The 26531-nt window shown below is 75.8% G+C and carries 18 protein-coding genes and 1 pseudogene; 15 read left to right on the top strand and 4 right to left on the bottom strand.

Going from position 1 to position 26531, the window contains the following annotated elements; all coding sequences use genetic code 11:
* Positions 1–173: 173 nt before the first annotated feature.
* From XF36_RS20120 to XF36_RS20075, 10 genes and pseudogenes are all read left to right on the top strand, one after another.
* A complete protein-coding gene (locus XF36_RS20120) occupies positions 174–1001 on the top strand; it encodes a TIGR02569 family protein (protein WP_082375533.1) in 828 nt (275 codons plus the stop codon).
* Between the two features lie 46 nt (positions 1002–1047).
* The gene (locus XF36_RS20115) at positions 1048–1812 is read left to right on the top strand and encodes an NAD-dependent epimerase/dehydratase family protein (protein WP_060714847.1); all 765 of its coding nucleotides are present in this window, start codon (positions 1048–1050) and stop codon (positions 1810–1812) included.
* A 131-nt stretch (positions 1813–1943) separates the two neighbouring features.
* Positions 1944–3317, top strand: a complete 1374-nt coding sequence (locus XF36_RS20110; protein ID WP_082375532.1) for a nitrate/nitrite transporter — start codon at positions 1944–1946, stop codon at positions 3315–3317.
* A 3-nt stretch (positions 3318–3320) separates the two neighbouring features.
* A complete protein-coding gene (locus tag XF36_RS20105; protein WP_060713156.1) occupies positions 3321–5519 on the top strand; it encodes a molybdopterin oxidoreductase family protein in 2199 nt (732 codons plus the stop codon).
* Positions 5520–5819: 300 nt separating this feature from the next.
* On the top strand, positions 5820–7259 hold the full coding sequence (locus tag XF36_RS20100; RefSeq protein WP_060713155.1) for an FAD-dependent oxidoreductase: 1440 nt from the start codon (positions 5820–5822) through the stop codon (positions 7257–7259).
* 11 nt (positions 7260–7270) lie between these two features.
* Positions 7271–9813 (top strand): annotated as a pseudogene (nirB, locus tag XF36_RS20095) (nitrite reductase large subunit NirB).
* Entirely contained in the window at positions 9810–10235 is a 426-nt protein-coding gene (nirD, locus tag XF36_RS20090) for a nitrite reductase small subunit NirD (RefSeq protein ID WP_082375531.1), read from the top strand. The pseudogene nirB and the gene nirD overlap by 4 nt, the downstream one beginning before the upstream one ends.
* A gap of 106 nt (positions 10236–10341) precedes the next feature.
* Complete coding sequence (locus XF36_RS20085; RefSeq protein WP_064485466.1) at positions 10342–11532, top strand: uroporphyrinogen-III synthase; 1191 nt, start codon at positions 10342–10344, stop codon at positions 11530–11532.
* Positions 11529–12236, top strand: a complete 708-nt coding sequence (locus XF36_RS20080; protein WP_060713154.1) for a sirohydrochlorin chelatase — start codon at positions 11529–11531, stop codon at positions 12234–12236. The genes XF36_RS20085 and XF36_RS20080 overlap by 4 nt, the downstream gene beginning before the upstream one ends.
* 2 nt (positions 12237–12238) lie before the next feature.
* Entirely contained in the window at positions 12239–13066 is an 828-nt protein-coding gene (locus XF36_RS20075) for a putative protein N(5)-glutamine methyltransferase (RefSeq protein WP_060713153.1), read from the top strand.
* Between the two features lie 28 nt (positions 13067–13094).
* Here XF36_RS20075 and XF36_RS20070 read toward each other — a convergent pair whose 3' ends face one another.
* Positions 13095–13916 carry a zinc-binding alcohol dehydrogenase family protein gene (locus tag XF36_RS20070; protein ID WP_060713152.1) on the bottom strand — a complete coding sequence of 274 codons (822 nt, stop codon included), beginning with the start codon at positions 13914–13916 and terminating at the stop codon, positions 13095–13097.
* 78 nt (positions 13917–13994) lie between these two features.
* Between XF36_RS20070 and XF36_RS20065 the strand changes: the two genes are divergently transcribed.
* The gene (locus XF36_RS20065; protein WP_060713151.1) at positions 13995–14624 is read left to right on the top strand and encodes a TetR/AcrR family transcriptional regulator C-terminal domain-containing protein; all 630 of its coding nucleotides are present in this window, start codon (positions 13995–13997) and stop codon (positions 14622–14624) included.
* A 6-nt stretch (positions 14625–14630) separates the two neighbouring features.
* Here the strand turns inward: XF36_RS20065 and XF36_RS20060 are convergent, their stop codons facing one another.
* Positions 14631–14912 (bottom strand): MGMT family protein, encoded by a 282-nt coding sequence (locus tag XF36_RS20060; protein WP_060713150.1) that lies wholly within the window; start codon positions 14910–14912, stop codon positions 14631–14633.
* Positions 14913–14956: 44 nt separating this feature from the next.
* Here XF36_RS20060 and XF36_RS20055 point away from each other — a divergent pair, with 44 nt between their 5' ends.
* Positions 14957–18448, top strand: coding sequence for an ATP-dependent helicase (locus XF36_RS20055; RefSeq protein WP_060713149.1), 3492 nt, complete (start codon positions 14957–14959; stop codon positions 18446–18448).
* A gap of 48 nt (positions 18449–18496) precedes the next feature.
* On the opposite strand, the gene XF36_RS20050 is transcribed toward XF36_RS20055, so the two are convergent.
* Positions 18497–18748, bottom strand: a complete 252-nt coding sequence (locus XF36_RS20050) for a hypothetical protein (protein WP_082375529.1) — start codon at positions 18746–18748, stop codon at positions 18497–18499.
* Between the two features lie 425 nt (positions 18749–19173).
* Entirely contained in the window at positions 19174–20022 is an 849-nt protein-coding gene (locus XF36_RS20045; RefSeq protein WP_060713147.1) for an LLM class F420-dependent oxidoreductase, read from the bottom strand.
* A 113-nt stretch (positions 20023–20135) separates the two neighbouring features.
* Here XF36_RS20045 and serS point away from each other — a divergent pair, with 113 nt between their 5' ends.
* The 3 genes from serS to XF36_RS20030 all read left to right on the top strand — a co-directional run bounded on the left by serS (position 20136) and on the right by XF36_RS20030 (position 26512).
* Complete coding sequence (gene serS / locus XF36_RS20040; protein WP_060713146.1) at positions 20136–21386, top strand: serine--tRNA ligase; 1251 nt, start codon at positions 20136–20138, stop codon at positions 21384–21386.
* A gap of 260 nt (positions 21387–21646) precedes the next feature.
* Positions 21647–23062 (top strand): glycoside hydrolase family 16 protein, encoded by a 1416-nt coding sequence (locus XF36_RS20035; RefSeq protein WP_060713145.1) that lies wholly within the window; start codon positions 21647–21649, stop codon positions 23060–23062.
* Between the two features lie 72 nt (positions 23063–23134).
* Positions 23135–26512: an ATP-dependent helicase gene (locus tag XF36_RS20030; RefSeq protein WP_060713144.1), complete on the top strand. Its 3378-nt coding sequence runs from the start codon at positions 23135–23137 to the stop codon at positions 26510–26512.
* Positions 26513–26531: the final 19 nt, after the last annotated feature.

Here is a 26531-nt window from a genome sequence, read left to right as displayed (position 1 = left end):
AGCTCCTGGTAGTGGGGTGTCTCCAGTGGCCGGCTCCGCACGGAGCCGGCCACGCTGGTCGTGGGTGCGGGAGCCCCGATCGGCCCGCCGTTCACCCGATCGGTCGTGGCGCGACGCGCGGTTCGGGCGTGGCGTGACGAACGTGAGCCGGTGGCGCGGGTACCGTCCCCGCTGTGACCGCTGCCCGCACGCTCGCCACCGCGCCGGCCGCGAGCATCCTGCCCGAGCACGTCCGCACCGCCTTCGGGGTGCGTGAGACGTCCCCCCGTCCCGTCGTGTGGGCGGGCCAGCGGGCCTGGCAGTGCGGGGAGGTGCTGCTGCGGCCGGTGTCCGACCACGTCGTCGCCGCCTGGTCGGCGACGGTCCTGGAGAACCTCGAGGTCGACGGTGTCCGCCTCGCCCGCCCCGTCCGCAGCTCGGACGGCCGGTGGGTCGTGGGCGGCTGGGCCGCGTCCCGGCACGTGCCCGGCGTCCCCGAGCCCCGGCACGACGAGGTCGTCGCCGCCTCGCTGCGCCTGCACGCCGCCACCGCGACCGTGCTGCGCCCGCGCCTGCTCGACGACCGCGACGACCTGTTGTCCCGGTCTGCCGCCGCCGCGTTCGGCGAGCGCCGGCTGGATCTGCACCCCGAGACCGGCGGCCGGCTGTTCGCCGAGCTCGCCGCGCACCGCCGCACGATCCGGCTGACGCCGCAGGTCGTGCACGGCGAGCTGTTCGGCGCCATGTTGTTCGACCCGACGGGGCGGCCCGCGGTACTCGACCTCGTGCCGTTCTGGCGGCCCGCGGAGTGGGCGGCGGCGGTCGTCGTCGTCGACGCGGTGGCCTGGGGCGGCGCCGACGAGGAGCTGGTCGAGCGCTGGTCGGAGCTGCCCGAGTGGCCGCAGTCGCTGCTGCGCGCGGTGCTCTACCGGCTGGCCCTGCACGCCCAGCACCCGGACGCGACGGCCGAGTCGCTGGCCGGGATCGAGCGGGTCGCGAGCCTGGTCAGCCGCCGGCTCTGAGGTGTCCGCTCCCGGCACGCTGCTGCTCACCGGAGCCGCGGGGAACATGGGGACGCTGCTGCGTGCCCGGCTGGCCCGCGACGGCCGGACCCTGCGCCTGTTCGACACCGCGGAGCTGCAGGCCGGACCCGGCGAGCAGGTCCGCACCGGCTCGGTGACCGACCGGGACGCGGTCGCGGCCGCGACCGACGGGGCCGACGCCGTCGTCCATCTCGCCGGGATCAGCGGTGAGGCGGGCTGGGACGACATCCTCGCCGTCAACGTCGAGGGGACCCGCACCGTGCTCGACGCGGCGGTCGCCGCGGGGGTGCGAACCGTCGTGCTCGCCTCCAGCAACCACGCCGTGGGCTTCCGCACCCGCGACGACGGCGTCCCGCTGCCGGCGACCGTCGGGCACGCCCCGGACACCTACTACGGCTGGTCCAAGCACGCGATGGAGGGGCTGGGCAGGCTCTACCACGAGCGGTTCGGCCTGACCGTGGTCTCCGCGCGGATCGGCAGCTGCTTCCCGCGGCCGTCGAACGCCCGGATGCTCGCGACCTGGCTGTCCCCGGACGACGCCGCCCGCCTGGTCGAGGCGGCGGTCGACCCGGGCACCCGAGGGCACCACGTCGTGTGGGGCGTGTCGGCCAACACCCGTCGCTGGTGGTCGCTCGAGGAGGGCGCCGCGATCGGTTACCACCCGCGCGACGACGCCGAGGTCCACGCCGCGGACCTGCTCGACGGCCCCTCGCCGGACCCGGCCGACCCGGTGCACCACCGGGTGGGCGGCGCGTTCTGCGATGCCCCGCTCCGCGTCCCGATGCGCTGAGGCGGCTCACAGCCGTCGCGGCTCCCGTGTGAGATAAGCGTTGCGGGGGTGTCACGTGGGGCCACCCGTCGGAAACTGGGGCTCCCTAGCGTCGTCGACGACGTGACCGCCGGCGATCAGGAGACCGATCCGTGACCACCACCTCCACCCCGGGGCGCCGCATCGGCGGCCGTTGGATCGACCACTGGGACCCCGAGGACGAGGGGTTCTGGCAGCGGACCGGCTCGGCCATCGCCCGTCGCAACCTCTGGCAGTCGATCTTCTCCGAGCACATCGGCTTCTCGATCTGGACGATCTGGTCGGTCCTCGTGCTGTTCATGGGGCCGGAGTACGGGTTCAGCGCGGCGCAGAAGTTCTTCCTGGTCGCGGTGCCGACGCTGGTCGGGTCGATCCTGCGGCTGCCCTACACCTTCGCCGTCGCCCGCTTCGGCGGCCGCAACTGGACGATCTTCGCGGCGTCGCTGCTGATCGTGCCCACGATCCTGGCGATGGTGGTGCTGGAGCCGGGCGTGTCGTACACGACGCTGCTGGTCGTCGCCGCGGTCGCCGGTGTCGGCGGCGGGAACTTCGCGTCCTCGATGGCGAACATCAACGCGTTCTTCCCGGAGAAGGAGAAGGGCTGGGCGCTGGGCCTCAACGCGGGCGGCGGAAACCTCGGCGTGCCGGTCGCGCAGCTGCTCGGCCTGCTCGTCATCGCCACCCTCGGTGCGGGCTACCCGCGGGTGCTGCTGGCGATCTACCTGCCGTTCATCGTCATCTCGGCGTTCCTCGCCTGGAAGCGGATGGACAACATCGCCGCGATGTCCAACGACACCGGCGCCTTCACCGAGGCCTGCCGCGACCGCCAGACCTGGATCATGTCGTTCCTCTACATCGGGACGTTCGGGTCGTTCATCGGCTACTCGTTCGCCTTCGGCCTGGTCCTGCAGAACCAGTTCGACCGGACCCCGCTGCAGGCCGCCGCGGTCACCTTCATCGGCCCGCTCATCGGGTCGCTGATCCGGCCCTACGGCGGCAAGCTCGCCGACCGGTTCGGCGGCGCCATGGTCACCCTGTGGAACTTCGTCGGCATGGCCGTCGCCACCCTGGTGATCATCTTCGCCTCGGGGATCGAGTCGCTGACGCTGTTCACGATCGGCTTCATCGCCCTGTTCACGCTTTCCGGTGTCGGCAACGGGTCGACCTACAAGATGATCCCGGCGATCTTCACCGGCCGGGCCCGCGTCGCGATCGCCGGGGGCGCGGACCGTGAGACCTCCTTCAACACCGCGCGACGGCTGTCCGGCGCCGTCATCGGCATCGCCGGCGCGGTCGGCGCGCTGAGCGGGCTGTTCATCAACCTCGCCTTCCGCCAGTCGTTCATGACGGTCCAGTCCGGCACGCCCGCGTTCTGGAGCTTCCTGGTCTTCTACGTCCTGTGCATCGGCGTCACCTGGGCCGTCTACCTGCGGTCGCGCCCGGCCCTGGTCGGGAGCACCGACGCCGCCGCGATGGCCCGGGTCTGAACCGTGGGTCCGGACGACCGGACCGCCACCCACTGTCCGTACTGCGCCTTGCAGTGCGGACAGTGGGTCGGCCCGTCCGGCGAGGTCGACGCCCGTGAGTTCCCGACCAACGCCGGGGGCATGTGCCAGAAGGGCTGGACCTCCGGCGCTCTGCTCACCCATCCGCAACGCCTGACGTCGCCGCTGGTCAGAGCCTCGCGCGACACCGGGTTCGTCGAGACCGGCTGGGACGACGCCCTGGCCGGCGTCGCCGCGAGGCTCGCCGCGCTGCGTGCCGAGCACGGGCCGGACTCGGTCGCGGTGTTCGGTGCGGGCGGGCTGACCAACGAGAAGGCCTACCTGCTCGGCGAGTTCGCCCGGGTCGCGCTGGGCACCAGCCAGATCGACTACAACGGCCGGTTCTGCATGTCCTCGGCCGCCGCCGCGGGCAACCGGGCCTTCGGCGTCGACCGTGGGCTGCCGTTCCCGGTCACCGACCTCGACGACGCCGAGCTGGTCGTCCTCGCCGGGGCGAACGTCGCCGAGACCATGCCGCCGCTGATGTCGCACCTGACCGCGGCGCGACTGGTCGTCGTCGACCCGCGGCGCACCCCGACCGCGGAGCGCGCGCTCGCCTCCGGCGGGCTGCACCTGGCGCCGCGCCCGGGAACCGACCTGGTCCTGGCACTGGGGATGCTGCACGCCGCCGTCGTCGACGGACACCTCGATCTGTCCTACGTGGATGAACGCACGACCGGCTTCGACGACGTCTGGGCGATCGCCTCGCAGTGGTGGCCCGAGCGCGCGGAGCGGGTCTGCGGGGTCGCCGCCACCGACATGCGCACCGTCGTGCGGTGGCTCGCGGAGTCCACCCGGCGCTACGTGCTCACCGCGCGTGGTGCCGAGCAGCATGCGCACGGCGTCGACACCGTCGCGGCGTGGATCAACCTGTCGCTGGCGCTCGGCCTGCCCGGCCGCCCCGGCTCCGGGTTCGGGACGATCACCGGGCAGGGCAACGGCCAGGGCGGGCGCGAGCACGGCCAGAAGTCCGACCAGCTGCCCGGCTACCGGCACATCACCGACCCGGCCGCCCGCGCGCACGTCGCGCAGGTGTGGGGGGTGCCGGAGACCGCGATCCCCGGGCCCGGCCGCAGCGCCGTCGAGCTCCTCGACGCCCTCGGCCGACCCGGCGGTCCGCGTGCGCTGCTGGTGTTCGGCTCGAACGTGCTCGTCTCCGCGCCCGACGCCCGCGCCGTCGCCGAGCGGCTCGACGCGCTGGACCTGCTCGTCGTCGCCGACGTGCTGCCCGGTGAGACCGCGATGCGCGCCGACGTCCTGCTCCCGGTCGCCCAGTGGGCCGAGGAGGAGGGGACCATGACCAACCTGGAGGGACGGGTGCTGCGCCGCCGTCGCGCGCTCGCCCCGCCGCCCGGGGTGCGCACCGACCTGGAGGTGATCGCCGGGCTGGCCGCGGCCCTCGACGCGCCGGGGGAGTTCCCCGCCGACCCGCGGACCGTGTTCGACGAGCTGCGGCGCGCCTCGGCCGGTGGGATCGCCGACTACGCGGGCGTGTCCTACGACCGGCTCGACGCGGGCGAGGCGCTGCACTGGCCGGTCCCCGCCGACGACCATCCCGGCACCCCGCGTCTGTTCACAGAGCGTTTCGGCCACCCCGACGGACGTGCCCGGATGCCGCCGGTCGACCACGTCGAACCGGACGAGGGCGTCGACGACGGTTTCCCGCTGACCGTGACGACCGGCCGGGTGCTGGTGCACTACCAGTCCGGCGCGCAGACCCGCCGGGTCGCCGAGCTCGCGGAGGTGTCGCCGGAGGTGTTCGTCGAGGTGCACCCGGACACCGCCGCCCGGCACGGTCTCGGCGACGGCGACCTGGCCGACGTCGTGTCCCGCCGCGGTACGACGACGGCGCGCGTCCGCTGCGTCGCCACGCTGCGCCCGGACACGGTGTTCCTGCCCTTCCACTTCGGCGGCGTGGGGGCGGCGAACAACGTCACCAACCCGGCCCTGGACCCGGTGAGCCGGATGCCGGAGTTCAAGGTGGCCGCGGTGCGGCTGGAACCCGCCGGGACCAGGCGGGACACCACCGCCGGAGCCGCCGACACCGCCGGAGTCGCTGACACCGCCGGAGTCGCGACCGACGGCCTGGCCTCGGCGCTCACGGGCGCTGGGGCCGCCGCCCGACCGAGCCGGTCCGCGCGCTGATCCGTCGTTCGCGCGCGTCCGGACGCGCGCGAACCGGGGATCACCGCGCGAGCCGTGGATCACCCACGGCGGGTGATCCCCGGGGTGGCCGGACCCCTGGCGGCCGCGGCACCCGGCACGGGCTCCGCCGCACCTCGCACGCCCTCGGCCCGCCTCGTCGGTCCCGGCACGGGCGCCGAGGTGGGCGGGACCCGTGCGGGTCCCGGCTCACGGTCTGCGCCCGCCGAGAATGAGGACCTCGTAACGCCCGTGCAATGGCGGGCGTTCCCCTCGTAACCCCCCGTTCCTACCGTCGATGACATGAGCAGGCGCGTGGTGGTGATCGGGCACGGCATGGTGGGTGCCCGTTTCGTGGAGGAGGTCCGCCGGCGCGACCCCGCCGGCGAGCGGGTGTCGCTCACCGTCCTCGGCGCGGAGTCCCGCCCTGCGTACAACCGGGTGCTGCTGTCCACCGTGCTCGCCGGCGGGCTGCGACCCGCCATGGTCGCGCTCCCGGTCGTCGACGGCGTCGACCTGCACACCGGTGTCGCGGCGACCGGGATCGACCGGGCCGCGCGCGTCGTCCACGCCGCCGACGGCACCACCCACCCCTACGACGAACTGGTCCTCGCCACCGGCTGCCGGGCCTGGCTCCCGCCGGTCGACGGCCTCGCCGACGCGGTCGACCGTGACGTGCCCACTCGCGGTGTGAGTCTGTTCCGCGATCTCGACGACTGCGAGCGCATCCTCGACGCGGCGGTGCCGGGCGCGCGGATCGCCGTCGTCGGTGGCGGGCTGCTCGGGGTCGAGGCCGCCCGCGGGCTCGCGGGCCGCGGCGTCGCCGTCACCCTGGTGCACCCGCGCACCCACCTGATGGAGCGCCAGCTCGACCCGGGCGCCGGCGACGTGCTCGCGACCGCGTTGCGCGGGCTCGGCGTCGACGTCCGCTGCGGGGTCGGGGCCAAGGCCTGGGATTCCGACACCGGCCTGGACTGCGACGACGGCTCCCGGGTCGCCGCGGACCACGTCGTCGTCGCCGCCGGGGTGCGCGCGAACACCGGGCTGGCCGCCGACGCCGGGCTCGCGGTCGACCGCGGGATCCTCGTCGACGACCGCCTCGCCACCGACGACGGCCGGGTGCACGCCGTCGGCGACTGTGCCCAGCACGCCGGCGCCCCGGGCGGGCTCGTGCAGTCCGGCTGGGAGCAGGCCGCCGTCCTCGCCGACCTGCTCACCGGCACCGACCCCGCCGCGCGCTACCGCGGCACCCGCCCGGTCACCCGGCTCAAGGCCCGCGGCATCGACCTCGCCGCCCTCGGCGACCCCACTGCGGGCGACGAGGAGCTGCGCGTCTCCGACCCACGCCGCGGCCGCTACGGCGTCCTCGCGCTGCGCGACGACCGCGTCGTCGGGGCCGTCCTCATGGGACTCCCCGACGCCGCGGCAATGATCACCGAGCTGTACGACTCCGGCGCCCCGGCCCCCGAGGACCGGCTCGCGCTGCTGCTCGGCCGGGCCCTGCCGGGGGAGGCGTCCTCCGCCACCGACCCCGTCCGGATGCCGGGCACCGCCGTGGTCTGCCGCTGCAACAGCGTCACCAAGAACACCCTGGTCAGCGCCTGGCGCGCGGGCGCCCACGACGTCGATGCGCTCTCGCGGCGCACCCGGGCCGCCACCGGCTGCGGGAGCTGCCGCGACGTCGTCTGCGGGATCCGGGACTGGCTGGCCGACATCGACCCGCCGCAGGAGAGTGCGGCATGAAGGAGCAGAGCATGAGTCGTCTGGTCGTCGTCGGGAACGGCATGGTCGGCCACCGTCTGGTCGCCGCCGTACGGGACCGTGACACGGCGGGGGACTGGGAGATCACCGTCCTCGGCGAGGAGACCCGCCGCGCCTACGACCGGGTCGCCCTGTCCTCCTACGTGGACGGCAAGTCGGAGGAGGAGCTGCGCCTCGACGACGACGACCTGCGCAGCGATCCGCTCGTCACCTACCACCTCGGCGACGCCGTGGCCTCGATCGACCGTGACGCCCGCCGCGTCACCACCGCGTCCGGCCGCACCCTGACCTACGACGCGCTGGTGCTCGCCACCGGCTCGTACCCGTTCGTCCCGCCGGTGCCCGGCAAGGATCTGCCCGGCTGCTTCGTCTACCGCACCCTCGACGACCTCGACGCGATCAAGGCGGCCGCCGCGGCGGCAGCCGACGACCCGGCTCGCAAGGGGCGGCCGTCGGCGATCGTCGTCGGCGGCGGGCTGCTCGGCCTGGAGGCGGCCCGCGCGATGCGGCTGCTCGGGCTGTCGCCGCAGGTCGTCGAGATCGCGCCGCGGCTGATGCCGGTCCAGGTCGACGAGGGCGGCGGCGCGCTGCTCGAGCGGCTGGTCACCGCCCAGGGCATCGCCGTGCGGACCGGGGTGTCGCTGTCCGCGGTGTCCGCCGACCGCGGCCGGCTCGTCGGAGCGCTGTCCGACGGCGTCGAGCTCGACGCCGACCTCGTCGTCTTCTCCGCGGGCATCCGCGCCTCCGACCAGCTCGCCCGCGACTGCCGCCTGCCGGTCGGCGAACGCGGCGGGGTCTGGGTCGACGACCGCTGCCGCACCTCCGACGACGCCGTGTGGGCGATCGGCGAGTGCGCCGCCCTGGAGGGCCGCACCTACGGCCTGGTCGCGCCCGGCTACGCGATGGCCGAGGTCGTCGCGGACCGGCTGCTCGGCGGGCAGGCCCGGATGACGCCCGAGGAGCTGGACATGTCCACCCAGCTCAAGCTGCTCGGCGTCGACGTCGCGAGCTTCGGCGACGCGCACGCCACGACCGAGGACGCGCTGGAGATCGTCGTCAACGACCCGGTCGAGGGCACCTACTCCAAGCTGGTCGTGTCCGACGACGCGTCCACACTGCTCGGCGGGGTCCTGGTCGGCGACGCCTCGCGCTACGGCTCGCTCCGTCCGCTGGTCGGATCCCGGCTGCCCGACGACCCGGTCACCCTCATCTCGAAGGGCGGGGCCGAGCCCGACGCGTCGGCGCTGCCGGACTCCGCACAGATCTGCTCGTGCAACGCCGTCACCAAGGGCACGCTGTGTGCGGCGATCGCCGACGGCGCGCACACCGTGCCGGAGCTGAAGGCGTGCACCCGCGCGGGCACCACCTGCGGCTCGTGCGTCCCGGCGCTGGCCCGGATCCTGGAGCAGCAGGGCGTCGAGGTCTCGAAGGCCCTGTGCGAGCACTTCGACCACTCCCGCGCGGAGCTGTTCGAGATCGTCGCCGGGGCCGGCATCCGGTCGTTCTCCGACCTGGTAGCCCGCTTCGGCCGCGGCTCGGGCTGCGACATCTGCAAGCCGGTGGTCGGGTCCATCCTCGCGTCGCTCTACAACGAGCACGTCCTCGACGGTGAGCGCGCGACGCTGCAGGACACCAACGACCACTTCCTCGCCAACATGCAGCGCAACGGCACCTACTCGGTGGTCCCGCGGATCGCCGGTGGCGAGGTGACCCCGAGGGCCTGATCGTGATCGGCGAGGTCGCCCGCGACTTCGGGCTCTACACCAAGATCACCGGCGGGCAGCGGATCGACATGTTCGGCGCCCGCGTCGAGGACCTCCCCGCGATCTGGCGACGCCTGGTCGACGCCGGGTTCGAGTCCGGACACGCCTACGGTAAGTCGCTGCGCACCGTGAAGTCCTGCGTCGGCACGACGTGGTGCCGCTACGGCGTGCAGGACTCGGTGGGCCTCGCCGTCGAGCTGGAGCTGCGCTACCGCGGGCTGCGCAGCCCGCACAAGCTCAAGTCCGGCGTCTCCGGCTGTGCGCGCGAGTGCGCCGAGGCCCGCTCCAAGGACTTCGGCGTGATCGCCACCGAGCACGGCTGGAACCTCTACGTCGGCGGCAACGGCGGCTTCACCCCGCGTCACGCCGAGCTGCTCGTCTCCGACGTCGACACCGAGACGCTCGTGCGCACCATCGACCGGTTCCTGATGTTCTACGTCCGCACCGCCGAGCGGCTGCAGCGCACCGCGCCGTGGATCGAGGCGATGGAGGGTGGGCTGGACCACCTGCGCGCGGTGATCGTCGACGACTCGCTCGGCATCTGTGCCGAGCTCGACGCCGCGATGGCCCGCCACGTCGACTCCTACGCCGACGAGTGGGCCGGCGTCCTGGCCGACCCGCAGAAGCTGGAGCGGTTCGTGTCCTTCGTCAACGCGCCCGACACCCCCGACCCCACCGTCCGCTTCGTCGAGGAGCGGGGACAGAACGTCCCCGCCCCCGGCCGTCCCGACGAGCCCGTCCTGATCGGCCTCCCGGAGGTGTCCTCCCGATGAGCACCCAGCTCGACGCGTCCACCACCACCAGCACCGGCACCGGCGCGACCACGACCGCCGCGCCCGCCCCGGCCGGGACCGAGCCCACCGGCTGGCTCACGGTCTGCCCGGTCGAGCGACTGCAGCCCGGCCGGGGGGTCGCCGCACTCGTCGGCGACACCCAGGTCGCGTTGTTCCGTCTCGCCGACGGCTCGGTGTACGCACTGGGCAACATCGACCCGTTCACCGGGGCCGCGGTCGTCTCCCGCGGCATCGTCGGCGACCGCGGCGGCGAGCCGACCGTCGCCTCGCCGCTGTACAAGCAGGTCTTCGCCCTGCGCGACGGCCGCTGCCTCGCGGGTGCCGACGAGGGCGACGCTGTGAGCCTGCCCGCGTTCGTGGTCCGGGTGATGGGCGACGCGCTGCAGGTCGGGCTACGGTGAACGCGCCTTCCCGTACCGTCGTGCCCACCACCACCCGCGACGCTCCCGGCGACCTCCGCGCGTCCTCCGCGCCGGCCGGCCGGGATATCGGAGGAACGGAGAACCGGTGACCCGATCCGCCGCACGAGACGTCGCCGCCGCGCCCGACGCGGCGGCGGTGCCACCGCTGGCCGGGTTCACCGTCGGGATCACCGCGGCCCGGCGCGCCGAGGAGCTGGCCACGATGCTGGAGCGCCGCGGCGCCACCATCCAGCACGGGCCCGCGCTGCGCATCGTGGCCCTCGCCGACGACGCCGACCTGGAGAACCGCACCCGCGAGCTCGTCGCGGCACCACCGGACATCACCGTCGCGACCACCGGGATCGGCTACCGCGGCTGGATCGAGGCCGCCGACGGCTGGGGGCTGGGCGAGGAGCTGCTCGCCGCGCTCGGCCGGTCGGAGATGCTGGCCCGCGGGCCCAAGGCGCGCGGCGCGATCCGCGCCTCGGGCCTGGTCGACGCCTGGTCCCCGGAGTCGGAGTCCACCGCCGAGGTGCTGGAGCACCTGCTCGACCGCGGCGTCGAGGGGACCCGGATCGCGGTGCAGCTGCACGGCGAGCCGCTGCCCGACGTCGTCGACGCGCTGGAGATGGCGGGCGCCGAGGTCGTGACGGTGCCGGTCTACCGGTGGGCACCGCCGCTGGACCTCGCCCCGCTGGACCGGCTGATCGACACCACCCTGGCCGGCGGGATCGACGTCCTGGCGTTCACCAGCGCCCCCGCCGCGGCCGGGATCCTCGCCCGTGCCGGGGAGCGGGGTCTGCGCGAGGACCTCCTCACCGCGCTGCGCGGCCCCGTGCTGGCGCTGTGCGTCGGCCCGGTCACCGCGGCACCGCTGGAGGCGCTCGACGTGCCGACCGTGCAGCCGCAGCGCTCCCGGCTCGGCGCGATGGTGCGGACCTGTGAGTCCGTCGCCCCGGCCCGTGCCCGCAGGCTCCCGGTCGGAGGCCACCAGCTGGAGCTGCGCGGACACGCGGTGCTCGTCGACGGCAGGTTCCGCCCGCTCCCGCCGACGCCCATGGCGCTGCTGCGGCTGCTCGCCAGGCGGCCCGGCCGGGTCGTGTCCCGCGCCGAGCTGCTCGCCGCGCAGCCCGGTGGGGCGGGCGACGAGCACGCCGTCGAGAACGCCATCGCCCGGCTCCGCGCCGCACTCGGTGTCCCCGGCCTGGTGCAGACCGTGGTGCGCCGCGGCTACCGGCTCGCACTGGAACCCGAGCACGGCGCGCACTGCGCCGAGGACCCGGAGGTGACCCGGTGACCGGGCTCCCGCTGCTGCTCGTCGCGCACGGGTCGCGCTCCGACGCCGCCGACGCGGTGATCCGGTCGCTCGCCGAGGCCGTCGCCGCACGCGGCCCGCAGGTCGAGATCTGCTACGTCGACGTCCGCGGTCCGAAGGTCGTCGACGCCGTGATCGGGCTGCAGGACCGCGGCCACGACGGCGCCGTCGTCGTCCCCGCGTTCCTCGCCGCCGGCTACCACGTGCGTACCGACCTGCCCGCCCAGCTCGCCGAGGCCGGCGCCGACCCGGCCCGGTTCGCGGTGACCCGCTCCATGGGGCCCGACCCGCTGCTCGCCGCCGCGGCCCTGGGCAGGCTGCGCACGGCCGGCTACCGCGACGGCGACGCCGTCGTCCTCGCCGCGGCCGGCTCGTCGGACCCGTCCGCGGTCGCCCAGGTGCACGCGAGTGCCGGGATGCTCGCCCGCCGGGTCGGCCGTCCCGTCCCGGTCGGGTTCGCCGCCACCGGCAGCCCGTCGGTGGCGGAGCTGGTCACCCGGCTGCACGAAGCAGGGGAGCGGCGGGTCGCGGTCGCGTCCTGGCTGCTGGCACCCGGGGTCTTCCAGACACGGCTGCTCGGATCGGGCGCCGACGTCGTCGCCGACCCGCTCGGCGTGCACGACGACGTGGTCGCCGCCGTCCTCAAGCGCTACGCCGCCGGGGCCGCCGCGGTGCTCGCCGCCTGACCGTGCCCCGGCCCGACCCGAACCTGGTCGCCCGGCTGCGGGCGGCGGGCTGCGTGTTCGCCGAGGACGAGGCGGCGCTGCTCGGCGCCGCGGCCGACGGCCCGGAGCGGGAGGCACTCGTACGGCGTCGCATCGCCGGTGGACCGCTGGAACACGTCCTGGGCCGGGTGGACTTCGACGGGCTGAGGGTGCGGATCACCCCCGGGGTGTTCGTGCCGCGCCGTCGCAGCGAGGCACTGGTGCACGCGGCCGTCGCCGCGCTGCCGGACCTCGCTCCCGGGCACCGCCCGCTGGTGGTCGACCTCTGCTGCGGCTGCGGTGCGCTGGGCCTCGCCGTCGCCCGCCGGGCCGCAGCCGACCGTCATGTCGCCGACAGTCGCGCCGTCGACCCCCGCGCCGTCGATCTCCACGCGGCCGACGCCGACCCGGTCGCCACCGCGTGTGCCGCGGCGAACCTGGCCGGGATCGGGACGGTGCACACGGGCGACCTGTTCGCCGCGCTCCCCGGCCGGCTGCGGGGCCGGGTCGACGTACTCGTCGCGAACACCCCCTACGTGCCCAGCGGCGTGATCGCGTCGATGCCCCCGGAGGCCCGCGACCACGAGCCCCGCGCCGCGCTCGACGGCGGCGCCGACGGCCTCGGCCCGGCCCGCCGCGTCGCCGCCGGGGCGGCGGAGTGGCTCGCTCAGGGCGGAACGCTGCTCATCGAGACCGGCACCGCACAGGCGCCGGTGCTGGCGGAGGTGTTCACCGCGCACGGGCTCACCGCCCGGATCGGCACCGACGACGACCGCGGCGCGACCTGGGTGCAGGGCCGTGCTCCCCGCTGACCGGGGCGTCCCGGTCGGCGACGACGGGTCACCCGGTGGTGATCACCAGGCGCCCGGGCCCGTCGGCGGTCCAGGCCCGCTCGACGTCGGCCAGCTCCGCCGTCCGCACCGGCACGTCGAGACCCTCGGTGACGACGGCGTCCAGCAGCCGCGGCAGCTCGGCGAGCAGCAGCGCCGGGTCGATGCTCCCGCCGCCGCTGCCGGTGACCTCGATCCGGCGGGCGCGCAGGATCGCCGCGTCCAGCTCGACGGTCCGTCCGGCGAGCGAGCCGATCTGCACGTTGCGCACCGCCCGCCCGCCGTGCTGCAGGCTGCCCGAGCGCAGTGCGTCGAACGCCGCGACGGCGACCGGGCCCCACAGGTAGTCGAGGACGACGTCGGGCCCGCCGTCGAGCGCGGCCACGAGTGCGGCCGTCGTCGCGGCGGGGTCCTCGCCGATCCGGACGCCGACGACGCGGTCGTCGGCGCAGACCCGCTCCAGCGCGGCGGGGTCGCGCCCGGCCGCGACCACCCGGCCGGCGCCGTGGTGCAGCGCGATCCGCACCGCCGGCGAGCCGGAGTTGCCGGTCGCACCCAGGACCAGCGTGCGTTCGGCGATCGTCCCGTACGGGTCGGGGCAGCCACCGGTGTAGACGCGGCGGCCGTCGAGCTCGGCGATCCCGTCGACGCCGGCGACGAACGGCAGCCGATCCTCCGCGGAGTAGTGGCTGCCCGCGGCGACCGAGCGCACCAGCTGGTGCACCCCGGCGGCGAGCATGCGCACCTCGACCGTCCCGGCGACCGGATCGGCATCCGGGAAGTCGGCGTACGCGGGCGGGGTGGTGAACGACGTGACGACAGCAGCCTTCATGGGACACCTCTGTTGAACATTGTTCAAATCCAGGTGAGCTAGACTCCTCTGAACACTGTTCAACGTCAAGGGGGGCCGTTGGCGCTACACCGCGAGGCCATAGTCGACGCGGGGTTCGAGCTGCTCGCCGACGGAGGGCTCGACGCGATCACCGCCCGCGCGCTGGCGGCTAGGCTCGGGGTGCGTGCGGGCGCGCTCTACTACCACCTGCCGGACATGGCGGCGCTGCGCGACGAGATGGCGACGCGTGTCGTGCGGCGGGTGCTGCAGCGCGTCGGGGAGGCGGCCGGGTCGGACTGGGCGACAGTGTTGCGGACCGCGGCGGCCGGCACCCGGGACACGCTGCTGGGCTACCGGGACGGGGCGATGCTCGTCGCCGGCACCCGCCTGCTCGACGACGAGGCGCTGCGCTCCCTGGAGGTGCCGCTGGCCGCGCTCGTCGCCGCGGGGTTCACCCCGCTCGACGCCCAGCGCGCGCTGGCCACGGTGAACGCCTACGTCGTCGGGTTCGTGATCGAGGAGGAGGAGCGCCGGGACCCGGTCCGCGGCGCCGCGTACACCGCCGAGCACCGCCGGGCCCGGCTCGACCCGGACGCGCAGCCGCTCAGCCACGCCCTGAGCGACGAGGTCGTCGCACTGCCGGAGGAGGCCTTCACCTGGGGGGTGGAGGCGATCGTCGCCGGGATCGGCGCGCGCCGTGGCGGCTGAGGCCGGTCAGCGCCTGCGGTGCTCACGGGGCAGCCGGCCGTCGACCATCACGATCCCCTCGGCCCGCAGCCGGGCCGCCTGCTCGGCGGCGAGGTGCGGGGCCGAGCGCCCGTCGGAGCGCAGCACCCGGTGCCACGGCAGGTCGTGGCCGTCCTCGGCGAGGATCCGGCCGACCAGACGCGCCGAGCGGATCCCGGCGAGCTCGGCCACCTCGCCGTAGCCGAGGGTCTGCCCGGGCGGGATCGACCGGACGACCTCGCGCACCCGCTCCAGGATCTCCTCGTCCACGCCTGCAGTCTGACGCTGTCGGTGCCCCGTGGTCTCATCGCCCCATGAGCCGAACAGCCACCGAGCAGGCGTCGCCGCGCCTGGTGCGTGCGGACCCCCGGCCCGCTCCCGCGCGGGAGTGGACCGGCGCCGCCGCGCGGGTGCTCGCGCACGAGCGTGGCGCGCTGCGGGTGCTGGGCGGGCCGGGCACGGGCAAGACGAGCCTGCTGCTCGACGCGGTGGTCCGGCGCATCCGGGCCGGTGAGCCGCCCGGGTCGGTGCTCCTGCTGGTCGGCAGCCGCCGCGCCGCGGAGGAGCTGCGGGGCCGGCTGACGTCGCTGCTCACCGCGGGCGGCGAGCTCGCCGGGGACTTCGGGGTGCGCACCACCCGCGAGCTGCTGGTGCGGACCGTGCACTCCTACGCGTTCGGGGTGCTGCGGCTGCACGCCGCGCGCCACGAGGACCCGCCGCCGCGGCTGCTGGCCTCGGCGGAACAGGACGTGGTGGTCCGCGAGCTGCTCGCCGGGGAGATCGACGGCTGGAACGACACCGTCCCCGGCTCGGGCTGGCCGGAGCGGCTCGACCCGGCCCTCGGACTGCCCGGGTTCGCCGCGGAGCTGCGGGAGCTGCTGCTGCGGGCGGCCGAGCGAGGGCTGGGTCCGCGGGAGCTGGCCGAGCTGGGGCGCGAGCACGGGCGCGAGGAGTGGGTCGCCGCGGCCCGGTTCTTCCGCACCTACGAGGAGGTCACGTTGCTGCGCGGGGCGGCCGGGCGGGGCGCCCCGCGGGCCACGGCGCCGGCGTTGGACTCGGCCGAGCTCGTCGCCGCGGCGCTGGACACCCTGGCCGCGGACCCGGACCTGCGTGAGCAGGAGCGGCGCCGGGTGCGCCACCTCCTGGTGGACGACGCGCAGGACCTCGACCCGCAGCAGATGGAGCTCGTCGCTGCGCTGGCCGAGCACGCCGGTTCCACACTGCTCGCGGGCGACCCCGACCAGGCGGTCCTGACCTTCCGCGGCGCCGACCCACAGGGCCTGACCGTGCTCGACGCGCCCACCGAGGTCCTCACCGTCGACCGCCGCCAGCGGCCCGGGGTGCGGGCGGCGGGCCTGCGGGTGGCGGAGAAGCTGCCGGGCGCCGGGGTGACCCGGACCCGGCGCGGCCCGGAGCAGGACGACGGGGCCCCCGAGGCTCCGGACGGCCCGGACGCGGCCGGGGTGGGTGAGGCCCTGCAGGTCCGGGTGTTCGGGTCGCCGTCCGCGGAGGCCGGCTGGATCGCCGACCGGCTGCGGCGCGCGCACCTCGTCGACGGGGTGCCGTGGGCGGACATGGCGGTGCTGTCGCGGTCCGCGCGGCGCACCTTGCCCGCGCTGCGCCGGGCGCTGGCCGCGGCCGGGGTCCCGCTGGCCGCACCACCGGACGAGGTGCCGCTGCCGCGCCAGCCCGCCGTCGTGCCGCTGCTGCTGGTGCTGCGCGCGGCCTGGCGGCCGTCCGCGATCGACGCCGACCTCGCGACCGCCCTGCCCACCTCACCGCTGGGCGGCGGTGACCCCATGCGGATGCGACGGCTGCGCCGCGGCCTGCTGCGGATGCACGCCGCCGCGGGGCACGACGTCCGGACCTTCGCCGACGACGATCGCGTCGAGGCGGGTGAGGTCGACCCGGCCGCGGCGAGCAGCGATCCGCTGCTGGTCGAGATGCTGCGCGACGCGGTCGCGGGCCGGCCCGACCCGCTGCCGATGCTCTCGCCCGCCGAGGCGGCACCGATGCGCGACGTGGGCCGCCTGCTCGACACCGCCGCCCGCTCGATCGGTGCGGGTGACCAGGTCGAGGAGACGCTGTGGAAGGTGTGGCGGCGAACCGGTCTGGCGAAGCGCTGGAGCGAGGCGAGCGCCCGTGGGGGCCCGGGCGGCGCGGCCGCCGACCGGGACCTCGACGCGGTGCTGGCCCTGTTCGACGCGGCCGCCCGCTACACCGACCGGCTGCCCGGTGCCGACGTCGGCGGGTTCCTGGAGTACCTGCTCGACCAGCAGCTGCCGGGGGAGACCCTGGCCCCGCAGGCCCCCCGGGGCGGCGCGGTCGAGCTGCTCACCACGCACGGCGCCCGGGGCCGGGAGTGGACGGTCGTCGCGGTGCCCGGGGTGCAGGAGGGTCTGTGGCCCGACGTACGGCTGCGCGGCAGCCTGCTCGGCCACGAACGGCTCGTCGACCTCGTCGGCGGGGTCGCCGCCCCCGACGACGCGGTCTCCCGCACGGCGCCGCTGCTCGCCGAGGAGCGCCGGCTGTTCTACGTCGCCTGCACCCGTGCCCGGACGACGCTGCTGGTCAGCGCCGTGCAGGGGGAGGACGAGCAGCCCTCCCGGTTCCTCGACGAGCTCGACCCCCGCCCCGCCGACGCCGCCGAGGCCCGCCCGGTGCACCGGCCCGAGCGGTCCCTGGTGCTGGCCGAGCTGGTCGGGGAGCTGCGTCGCGCCGTCACCGAGCCCGACCACGGCGACCCGGGGCGCGCCGCGCGTCGTCGCCGGGCGGCGACCCAGCTGGCCCGGCTCGCCGCGGACGGTGTCCCCGGGGCCCATCCCGACGACTGGTACGGCGTCGCCGAGTTGTCCGACGGCGCCCCGCTGCGTGCCGAGGGCGAGCTCGTCCCGATCTCCCCCTCCGACGTCGAGACGATCGCCGGCTGTCCCCTGCGGTGGGTGCTGTCCCGGCACGGCGGCGACGAGACCGGCGCGCTGTCGGCGGTCACCGGGTCCCTGGTGCACGCACTGGTCCAGGCCCGTGCCGCCGGGGCCGACCCGGCGGAGCTGGAGGACGCATTGCGGTCGGCGTGGCGGCGACTCGACACCGGGGCCCCGTGGTTCGGGCGTCGCGAGCTGGTCCGGGTGCGCGAGATGCTCGCCGCTTTCGACGACTGGGTGCGCCGCAGCCGTGCCGAGGGGCTGGAGCTGGTGGCCGTCGAGCAACCGGTGCAGCTGGACCTGGACGCCGGGGACGACAGCGAGGGCGACGACCCGGGAGCGCCGGTCGGCGGCACCGACTTCGGTGGCGAGACGCCGGACGGCCCCGCACTGCTGCCGGTCGACACCGACGGCGGTCCGGGGCGCGGCGGCGGTGCCGCGCGGGCGGCGCGCCGGGTCCGGCTGCGCGGTCGGGTCGACCGGCTCGAACGCGACGACCAGGGGCGTCCGGTCGTCGTCGACGTCAAGACGGGGAAGACGGCCACCTCGGCGAAGGCCACCGCCGAGCACCACCAGCTGGCCGTCTACCAGCTCGCGGCCTCGCTCGGCGCGTTCGACGAGCTCGTCGGGGCAGGGGTGGAGCCGGGCGGGGCGCGGCTGCTGTTCCTGGCCGACCGCAAGGCGAACGGCGAGGCCAAGGAGCCGCAGCAGGCGGCGCTGCGCCCGGAGGAGATGGGGCACTGGCGGGACGTGCTGATGACCTGTGCCGAGGACTCGGCAGGGGCGGTGTTCGTCGCCCGCGCCGGGCCGGACTGCGACCGCTGCCCGGTCCGTACGAGCTGCCCCGCGGTCGAGACGGGCCGCACGGTGGTGGACGGGTGAGCGGGCCCGGCCCCACCGAGCGGACGCCCCGTCCGTCAGGGCCGGTGGTCAGGTCACGCGCGCCGGTCGGGCCCGGCGATCGGCGACGCGGTCGATGACCAGCGCCGCACCCAGCCCGAGCGCGACCGCTGCGCAGAACCCGCCGACGGTGTCGGTGGCGTAGTGCGCCCCGAGTCGCACCATGCCCGCGCCGACGGTGCCTCCGGCCAGCAGCGCCGCCGCGGCCAGGGTGGCGACGGCAGGTCCGGTGCGGGCCACCGGCAGCAGCCCCACCAGCAGCAGGGCGACGACGAGCCCGATCGAGACCGCACCGCCGGTGTGACCGGAGGGGAATGCGTAGCCGTCCGCGGTGGCGGTGCCCGATGGTGCGCCCGATCGGTGGTTTGAGCACCGTCGTCGCGATGCCGGTCAGGCCGGGGCCGACGACGGCCAGCACGGCCAGCCGCGGTCGTCGCAGTTAAAGGACCAGCCCGGCGAGCAGCAGCGCGAACAGCACGACCGTCGGCGGGGAGCCGAAGGTGACCGCGTCCGCGAGCAGCGAGCCCGAGCGGTGTCCCAGCCGTCCACCACGGCGTCGGCGTCCCGGTCGATCCGCCCGGCGGTCGCGTCGCCGCGGTAGGCCAGGACCGCGAAGACGGCGACGGCCGCCGCCACGATCAGTGGCGCCGGCCGTCGCAACGGTCCCAGCAGGGACGGGTCGTCGGGAGTGGGGCACCTGGCCCAGGTTAGCCCGCGCTGGCGAGCCCCAGGGCGCTCGCCAGCCGTCGCAGGTCGCCCTCCGGCTCCGCCATCCCGGGGGTGATCACCTGGGCGCAGACGTGGTCGGCGCCGGCGTCGAGGTGCTCGTTCAGGCGGGCCGCGACCTGCTCCGGCGTGCCGTGCGCGACGAGTGCGTCGATCAGGGCGTCGCTGCCGCCCTCGTCCAGGTCGGACTCGGCCCAGCCGAGCCGCCTGAGGTTGTTGCGGTAGTTGACCAGCCTGAGGTAGGGCTCCTCGACGGCCGGACGCCCCAGGGCCCGTGCGGCCTCCGGGTCGTCGTCGAGCACCACGTTGTGCTGCGGCGCGATCAGCCCCTCGGCGCCGTAGCGCTCGCGCGTGGCGCGGGTGTGCTCGGGAGTGGTCAGGTACGGGTGCGTCCCGGCGGACCGGTCGCGGGCCAGGTCCAGCATCTTCGGTCCCAGCGCCGCGAGTGCGCGACCCTCCACCGGGACGCCGAGCTCGTCGAGCCGGTCCACGTAGGCGACCAGCGCAGCGTAGGGGCGGGTGTAGTCGCCGACTGCCTCCGGGTGCCCGACGCCGATCCCGAGCAGGAAGCGGCCCGGGTGCCTCTTCTCGATGCGGTGGTAGGACTCCGCGGCCTCGTCGGCGGGGGTTGCCCAGATGTTCACGATGCCGGTGGCCACCGCGAGCGCCGTCGTCGCGTCCAGCAGTGACTCGGCCAGGGCGAGGTCCCCGGGAGGGGAGCCGCCGATCCAGACCGCGGTGAACCCGAGCGTCTCGATCTCGGCGGCGAGCCCGGGGGACAACCCGGTCTCGTGCCGCGCGACGCCGTACCGGCCGAGGGAGACAGTCATGTCTGCTACTACCGCCGCGCAGGCCGGATCATTCCCGGTCCTACGATGACGACCCGCGCACCGCGCGCAGTGCGCACCGTGCTTGCGAACGTGATCGAGAGGCTGGAACAGCAGTGATCGACCTCAAGGCGGCCCGGCAGGACCCGGACTCCTTCCGCACGGCGCTGTCCCGTCGCGGCGCGTCCGCGGACTTCGACGCCCTGCTGGAGGTCGACGCCCGCTGGCGCGGGGCCACCGACCGCGTCGGCAGCCTGCGCGCCGCGGCCAAGCAGCGCCCCAAGGGCAGGCCGACCCCGGAGCAGGTCGAGCGGTTCAAGCTGGAGAAGGAGGAGCTGCGCGCCGCCGAGGACGAGCTTGCCGCCGCCGACGTCGAGCGCTCCGAGCTCCTCGCCCGCATCCCGAACCTGCCCGACCCGACCGCCGCCGACGGCATGGCGGAGGAGGACGCGGTCACCGTCCGCACCTGGGGCGAGCCGCCGGTCTTCGACTTCACCCCGCGCGACCACCTGGACCTGGCCTCGTCGACCGGCCGGGTCGACATGGCACGCGGTGCGCGGCTGTCGGGCTCACGGTTCGCCTACCGGTTCGGGGACGTCGCGCGGCTCGAGATGGCCCTGTTCCGCTACGTCATGGACAAGCTCGCCGGCGAGGGATTCGTCCCGGTGCTCGGCCCGGTCCTGGCGAACGAGCGGGCGATGTACGGCACCGGCTTCCTGCCGACCGAGGCGTCGAACCTCTACGAGCTGGAGAAGGACGGCCTCTACCTCACCGGAACCTCCGAGGTCGCGCTCGCCGGGATCCACATGGACGAGATCGTCGACCTCGACATGCTCCCCGCCCGCTACGTCGCGTTCTCGACGAACTTCCGCCGTGAGGCGGGCGCCGCGGGCAAGGACACCAAGGGCATGTTCCGGGTGCACCAGTTCGACAAGGTCGAGATGTACGTCTACTGCCTGCCGGAGAACTCCCGGGACGTGCACGAGGAGCTGCTCGCCCACGAGGAGTCGATCGTGCAGGAGCTGGGGCTGCCGTACCGGGTGCAGAACATCGCCGTCGGCGACCTCGGCAACCCGGCCGCGAAGAAGTACGACATCGAGGCCTGGTTCCCGGTCCAGGAGCGCTACCGCGAGATCACCTCGTGCTCGAACACCACCGACTACCAGGCGCGACGCCTGAACGTCCGGTTCCGCCGCGGGGCCGGTGCGCCGACCGAGAACGTGCACACGCTCAACGGGACCGGCGCCACCGCCCGCGCCATGCTCGCGATCATGGAGAACTTCCAGGACGCGAACGGGACGGTCACCGTGCCGGAGGTGCTGCGGGCCCACGGCGCCCCCGCCACGGTCGGCACCCCGCCGGTCTGATCGCCGTACCGCAGACGGGGTGACGCGCGCGACCTCCTGACGGAGCAACCGAACGGGGTCCCGTGCGTCCTGCTTGCGTGGAGAAACCGGGGAGTGGTGTGTCGCGGGGCGGGGAACGCCCGGACACGTCGCAGCACACCGCCGTCGGTGGTGGGCGCCCCCTCGGGCCCGACGTCCGTCGGTCGTCCGCTGTGCCGTTCCCCGATCCGTCTCCCGAGCCGTGGCCGACCGGACGACGGGCCCGGGCGCGCCGCGCGGTCGTGACCTCCGGCGCCGAGATTGTCGAGGCGACCCGCGGGCCGTCCGCCGCCGCCCGGGACGCCGTACCGCGGCCCGTGTCCCCGGTGCCGCGGGCCCGCGGGCCCGTCCGCGCCGACGGCACCGTCGCGGCCGCGAGCGTCGGGGACGGAGCGGAGCGCACCGTGGAGACCCGCGCCGTCGCCGCGCGCCGGTCGACGGGCAGGCACCTCGCCCCGGACGCCGTGCCCGGTCCGCGCCGCGGGCCCCGGCCGCCCACCGCAGCCACGTCTGAGATCGGTGGCACCGCAGCCAGGCCGATCCCGGCGCGGACCTCTGCCGAGCCGACTCCCGCCGCGCAGATCCCCGCCGCGCAGATCCCTACAGCGCAGATCCCCACAGCGTCGGCGCCGACTCCACCGGCGTCGCCCCCCGTGCTGCGGACCTCGATGGCACGGGTTCCCGCAGCCCCGGAGCCGATCACCACCACGTCCCGCCTCCGCCCCACCGAACGCGGAGCCCGAGCCACCGCGGCCCGGGCCGGACGCCCGGACCGAGCCGGGCCCCCCGACAGAGCCGGACGCCCGGACCGCGCCGTCACCGGCCTGCGCCGCCGGATCGCGCACGGCGCCGGGGCGATGGCGCTGGTGCTCGTCACCGCCGCCGGGCTGACCTGGACCGTGCTCGTCCCGCCGGACGGCACGGCCGGTGCCGACCCGGCGACGTCCGCGCTGGACAACCAGCTGCCGCCCCCGCCGCCCCCACCTCCGCCGCAGCAGTGGCGTCAGGTCGGCGGCGACGAGTTCGACGGCTCCCGCGTCGACCGCTCCACCTGGACCGTCTACAACTCGCCCGGCGGGTTCGGCAACGGCCTGCGCCGCCCGTCCGCGGTCGGCGTCGGCGACGGCCTGCTCACCGTCACCGCTCGCCCCCGGGCCGCGGGCGGCGGTGTCTCCGGCGGCGTCGCGATGCACGACGGACAGCTCTACGGCCGCTGGGAGTTCCGCGCGCGCACCGACGTCGGCACCGGGTACAGCCCCGCGATCCTGCTCTGGCCGGACTCCGAGCGGTTCCCCGACGACGGGGAGCTCGACATGATGGAGATCCCGTTCGGCGACCGGCACGCGGCCACCGCCTTCGTCCACTACGGCGCGCAGAACCACATCCTGTCGACCGCCAGCCCCGGCGACTTCACCCAGTGGCACACCTTCGCGCTGGACTGGCTGCCCGACCGGATCACCTGGTACGTCGACGGGGTGAAGAAGTGGGAGGTCACCGACCGCCGCGCGATCCCCACCACTCCGATGCACCTGGCCGTCCAGCTCGACCAGGGCCCGGCCTCCGGGTGGATCCCCGCTCCGGACGCGTCCACCCCCGACGAGGTGCGGCTGCAGGTCGACTGGGCCCGCGTGTTCGCACCCGTCGACGACGCCGGGTAGCGCCCGAGACCGAACCGGGACGACGGCGGGGGCCGGGCACCGCTGTCGGTGGGGCCGGGTAGAACGGTCCCCGTGGACCCCACCCCCGCCGAGCTGGCACGCGCGCTCGGTCTGCACCCACCGACCGAGGAGCAGGCCGCGGTCATCGCCGCGCCCGCCGGGCCCGCGCTCGTCGTCGCCGGGGCGGGGGCCGGCAAGACCGAGACGATGGCGGCCCGCGTCGTCTGGCTCGTCGCGACCGGCCGGGTGCTGCCCGAGCAGGTCCTCGGGCTGACCTTCACGCGCAAGGCCGCGCAGCAGCTGGGCACCCGCGTCCGGTCCCGGCTGCGCCGCCTCGCCGGGGCCCGACTGCTCGACGACCTGGACCCGTCGGGCGCCCGGCGCGCCGCGCTGCTGGCGGGCGAGCCGACCGTCGCCACCTACCACGCCTACGCCGGGCGCCTGGTCGGCGAGCACGCGCTGCGGCTGCCCGCCGAGCCCGCCGCCCGGCTGCTCGGCCCGACCGCGGCCTGGCAGCTGGCCCACCGCGTCGTCTCCACCTGGGCCGCGGACCTGGAGATCGACCGGGTACCTGCGACCGTCACCGGCTACCTGCTCTCCCTTGCCGGGGAGCTGGGGGAGCACCTCGTCGAGCCGGACCAGGTGCGGCGCCTCGCCGAGCGGATGCTGCCGGTGCTGCAGCACGCCCAGCCCGGTAAGCGGCAGCGCGCCGAACCCTCGGCCGGGTACAAGGCCCGCATCGCCGCGCAGCGGATGCGTTGCGAGCTGCTGCCGCTGGTCGAGGAGTTCGCCCGGCGCAAGCAGGCCGAACAGGCCATGGACTTCGCCGACCAGATGGCCCTCGCGGCCCGCATCGCCGAGGCCGACCCGGAGGTCGGTCGGATCGAGCGTGCCCAGTATCGGGCCGTGCTGCTCGACGAGTACCAGGACACCGGGCACGCCCAGCGGGTGCTGCTCCGCGCGCTGTTCGGCGTGCCACCGGGGCTCGCCCCGGAGCCCGGCGACGACCCGGAGTACCGCTCGGTCACCGCGGTCGGCGACCCCTGCCAGTCGATCTACGGCTGGCGCGGCGCGAGTGCCGGGAACCTGGCGCGCTTCCGCACCGACTTCCCCGCCGCGGGCGGCGACCCCGCCCCCGTGCACGGCCTGCTCACCAGCTTCCGGAACCCGGCCGAGGTGCTCGTGCTGGCCAACCGGGTCTCCGAGCCGCTGCGGACCGCGCCCGGCACCGTCCGGGTGGGGGAGCTGCGCCCGCTCGACGGTGCGGGCCCCGGCGACGTGCGGGCCGCCCTGCTGCCCGCCGTCGCGGAAGAGGTCGCCTGGACCGCCGACGGCATCGCCGAGCTCTGGCACGCCGGCCACGCCGACGGCACCCCGCCCACCGCCGCGGTGCTGGTCCGGCGCCGCTCCGACATGGACGCGCTGGCCGCCGCGCTGCGCGACCGGCGGGTCCCGGTGGAGGTCGTCGGGCTCGGGGGGCTGCTGTCCACCCCCGAGGTCCGCGACCTCGTCTCCGCGCTGCGTGTGGTGTCCGACCCGCTCGCCGGACCGGCCGCCGTACGGCTGCTGACCGGGCCCCGGTGGCGGCTCGGGATCGCCGACCTGGCCGCGCTGTGGCAGCGCGCCCGCGAGCTCGTCCCGCACCGCCCGGCGCGCCCCGGGCCGGCCTCGGCCGCCGACCTGGCGCTGGGGGCGCTGCCCGGTGAGCAGGCCGAGCAGGCCGGTCTCGTCGACGCACTCGACGACCCGGGCGGCCCGGAGCGCTACTCCCCGGCCGGGTTCGACCGGATCCGGCGCATCGGCCGCGAGCTCGCCCAGCTGCGCGCCCGCACCGCTGCCCCGCTGACCGACCTGGTCGCCGATGTGGAGCGGACCCTGCTCCTCGACGTCGAGACGGCGGCCCGTCCCGGCCCCACCGGCCGCGCACACCTCGACGCGTTCGCCGACGTCGTCGCCGACTTCGCCGCCGGCGCGGACGTGCCGTCGCTCCCGGGCCTGCTCGACTACCTGGAGACCGCCGAGCAGGCGGAGGAGGGCCTGACCCCCGGCGAGGTGGAGGTCGCCCCGGACCGGGTGCAGATCCTGACCGTGCACGCGGCCAAGGGGCTGGAGTGGGAGGTCGTCGCCGTCCCGCACCTGGTCTCCCAGGTCTTCCCCGGTCGCAAGATGTCCGGGTCCTGGCTGAAGGACCCGGCCGCGCTGCCGGTGCCGCTGCGCGGCGACGCCGACGACCTGCCCGGTCTGCACCTGCCGCCCCCGGGCGCCGACCGCAAGCAGGTCGAGACCGCGCTCGACGACCACGACGACGCCCTCGACGAGCGCCGCCTCGCCGAGGAGCGCCGGCTGTTCTACGTCGCGCTCACCCGGTCCGAACGGGTGCTGCTGGTGTCCGGGCACCGCTGGCCCGCGACGGGGGAGCGGCCGAAGGAGCCGTCGGTGTTCCTGACCGAGCTCGCCGAGATCCTGGAGGGCCCCGGCGGCTCCGAGGTCGGCGTGCTGGAACAGTGGGCACCCCCGCCCGAGGTCGACGCCGGCAACCCGGCGCTCGGCGTCGAACGGACCGCGCAGTGGCCGCCGGACCCGTTCGGCGACCGCGCCGACGACGTGCGCTCCGGGGCCGAGCTGATCCGCGCCGCGCTGCGCGCCCGGCGCCCGAAGCGGCCGCGCCGCGCCGCGCAGACCGACCAGCTCGCACTCGAGCTGCCCCCGGCACCCGACCCGGAGTCCGGGGCCGGCGTGGTCGACGCGGAGGTGGACCCCGAGGGCTGGGCCGCCGACGTCGACGTCCTGCTCGCGGAGCGGGCCGCGGCCGCCCAGCGGCCCACGGTGTCGCTACCCGGGCGGCTGTCGGTGAGCCGGCTCGTCGAGCTCGCCGACGACCCGGACGCGCTCGCCGTCCGCCTGCGCCGTCCGGTGCCGATGCCGCCCAACCCGCACGCCCGCCGCGGCACCGCCTTCCACGCCTTGCTGGAGCAGCGCTTCGGTGCGGAACGCCTGCTGGACATCGACGAGCTGCCCGGCGCCGCCGACGAGTCGGTGTCCTCGGAGGCCGACGCGACCGAGCTCGCCGAGCTGCAGGCGGCGTTCGAGGCGTCGGAGTGGGCGGACCGCCGGCCGGTCGAGGTCGAGGTGTCGTTCGAGACCGTGCTGGCCGGGGTCGCCGTGCGGGGCCGGATGGACGCGGTGTTCGCCGACCCCGACGGGGGCTGGACGGTCGTGGACTGGAAGACCGGCGGCCTGCCCGCCGAGGACCGCAGGCAGGCGGTCGGGGTGCAGCTGGCCGCGTACCGGCTGGCGTGGGCGGCGCTGCAGGACGTCGAGCCCGACCGGGTGCGGGCGGCGTTCCACTACGTCCGCGAGGGCGTCACCCTGCGCCCGGCGGACCTGCTCGACGCCCGCGCGCTGCACGACCTCGTCGCGGGAGTGCCGACGGCGGCCGTCGAGGCATAGATTCCGTCGATCGCAGACC

The sequence above is a fragment of the Pseudonocardia sp. HH130629-09 genome (genome assembly GCF_001294645.1).
In the GTDB taxonomy this organism is placed as follows: Bacteria; Actinomycetota; Actinomycetes; order Mycobacteriales; family Pseudonocardiaceae; genus Pseudonocardia.
Note: the sequence above shows the minus strand (reverse complement) of the source record. Positions and strands in the feature narration are given on the sequence as shown.

Excerpts from the sequence above, each read along its gene's own strand:
- XF36_RS20070 (WP_060713152.1), bottom strand. The coding sequence starts at position 13,916 with ATGAAGGCTGCTGTCGTCACGTCGTTCACCACCCCGCCCGCGTACGCC.
- XF36_RS20055 (WP_060713149.1), top strand. The coding sequence starts at position 14,957 with ATGAGCCGAACAGCCACCGAGCAGGCGTCGCCGCGCCTGGTGCGTGCG.
- XF36_RS20045 (WP_060713147.1), bottom strand. The coding sequence starts at position 20,022 with ATGACTGTCTCCCTCGGCCGGTACGGCGTCGCGCGGCACGAGACCGGG.
- XF36_RS20115 (WP_060714847.1), top strand. The coding sequence starts at position 1,048 with ATGGGGACGCTGCTGCGTGCCCGGCTGGCCCGCGACGGCCGGACCCTG.
- nirD (WP_082375531.1), top strand. The coding sequence starts at position 9,810 with ATGAGCACCCAGCTCGACGCGTCCACCACCACCAGCACCGGCACCGGC.
- XF36_RS20100 (WP_060713155.1), top strand. The coding sequence starts at position 5,820 with ATGAGCAGGCGCGTGGTGGTGATCGGGCACGGCATGGTGGGTGCCCGT.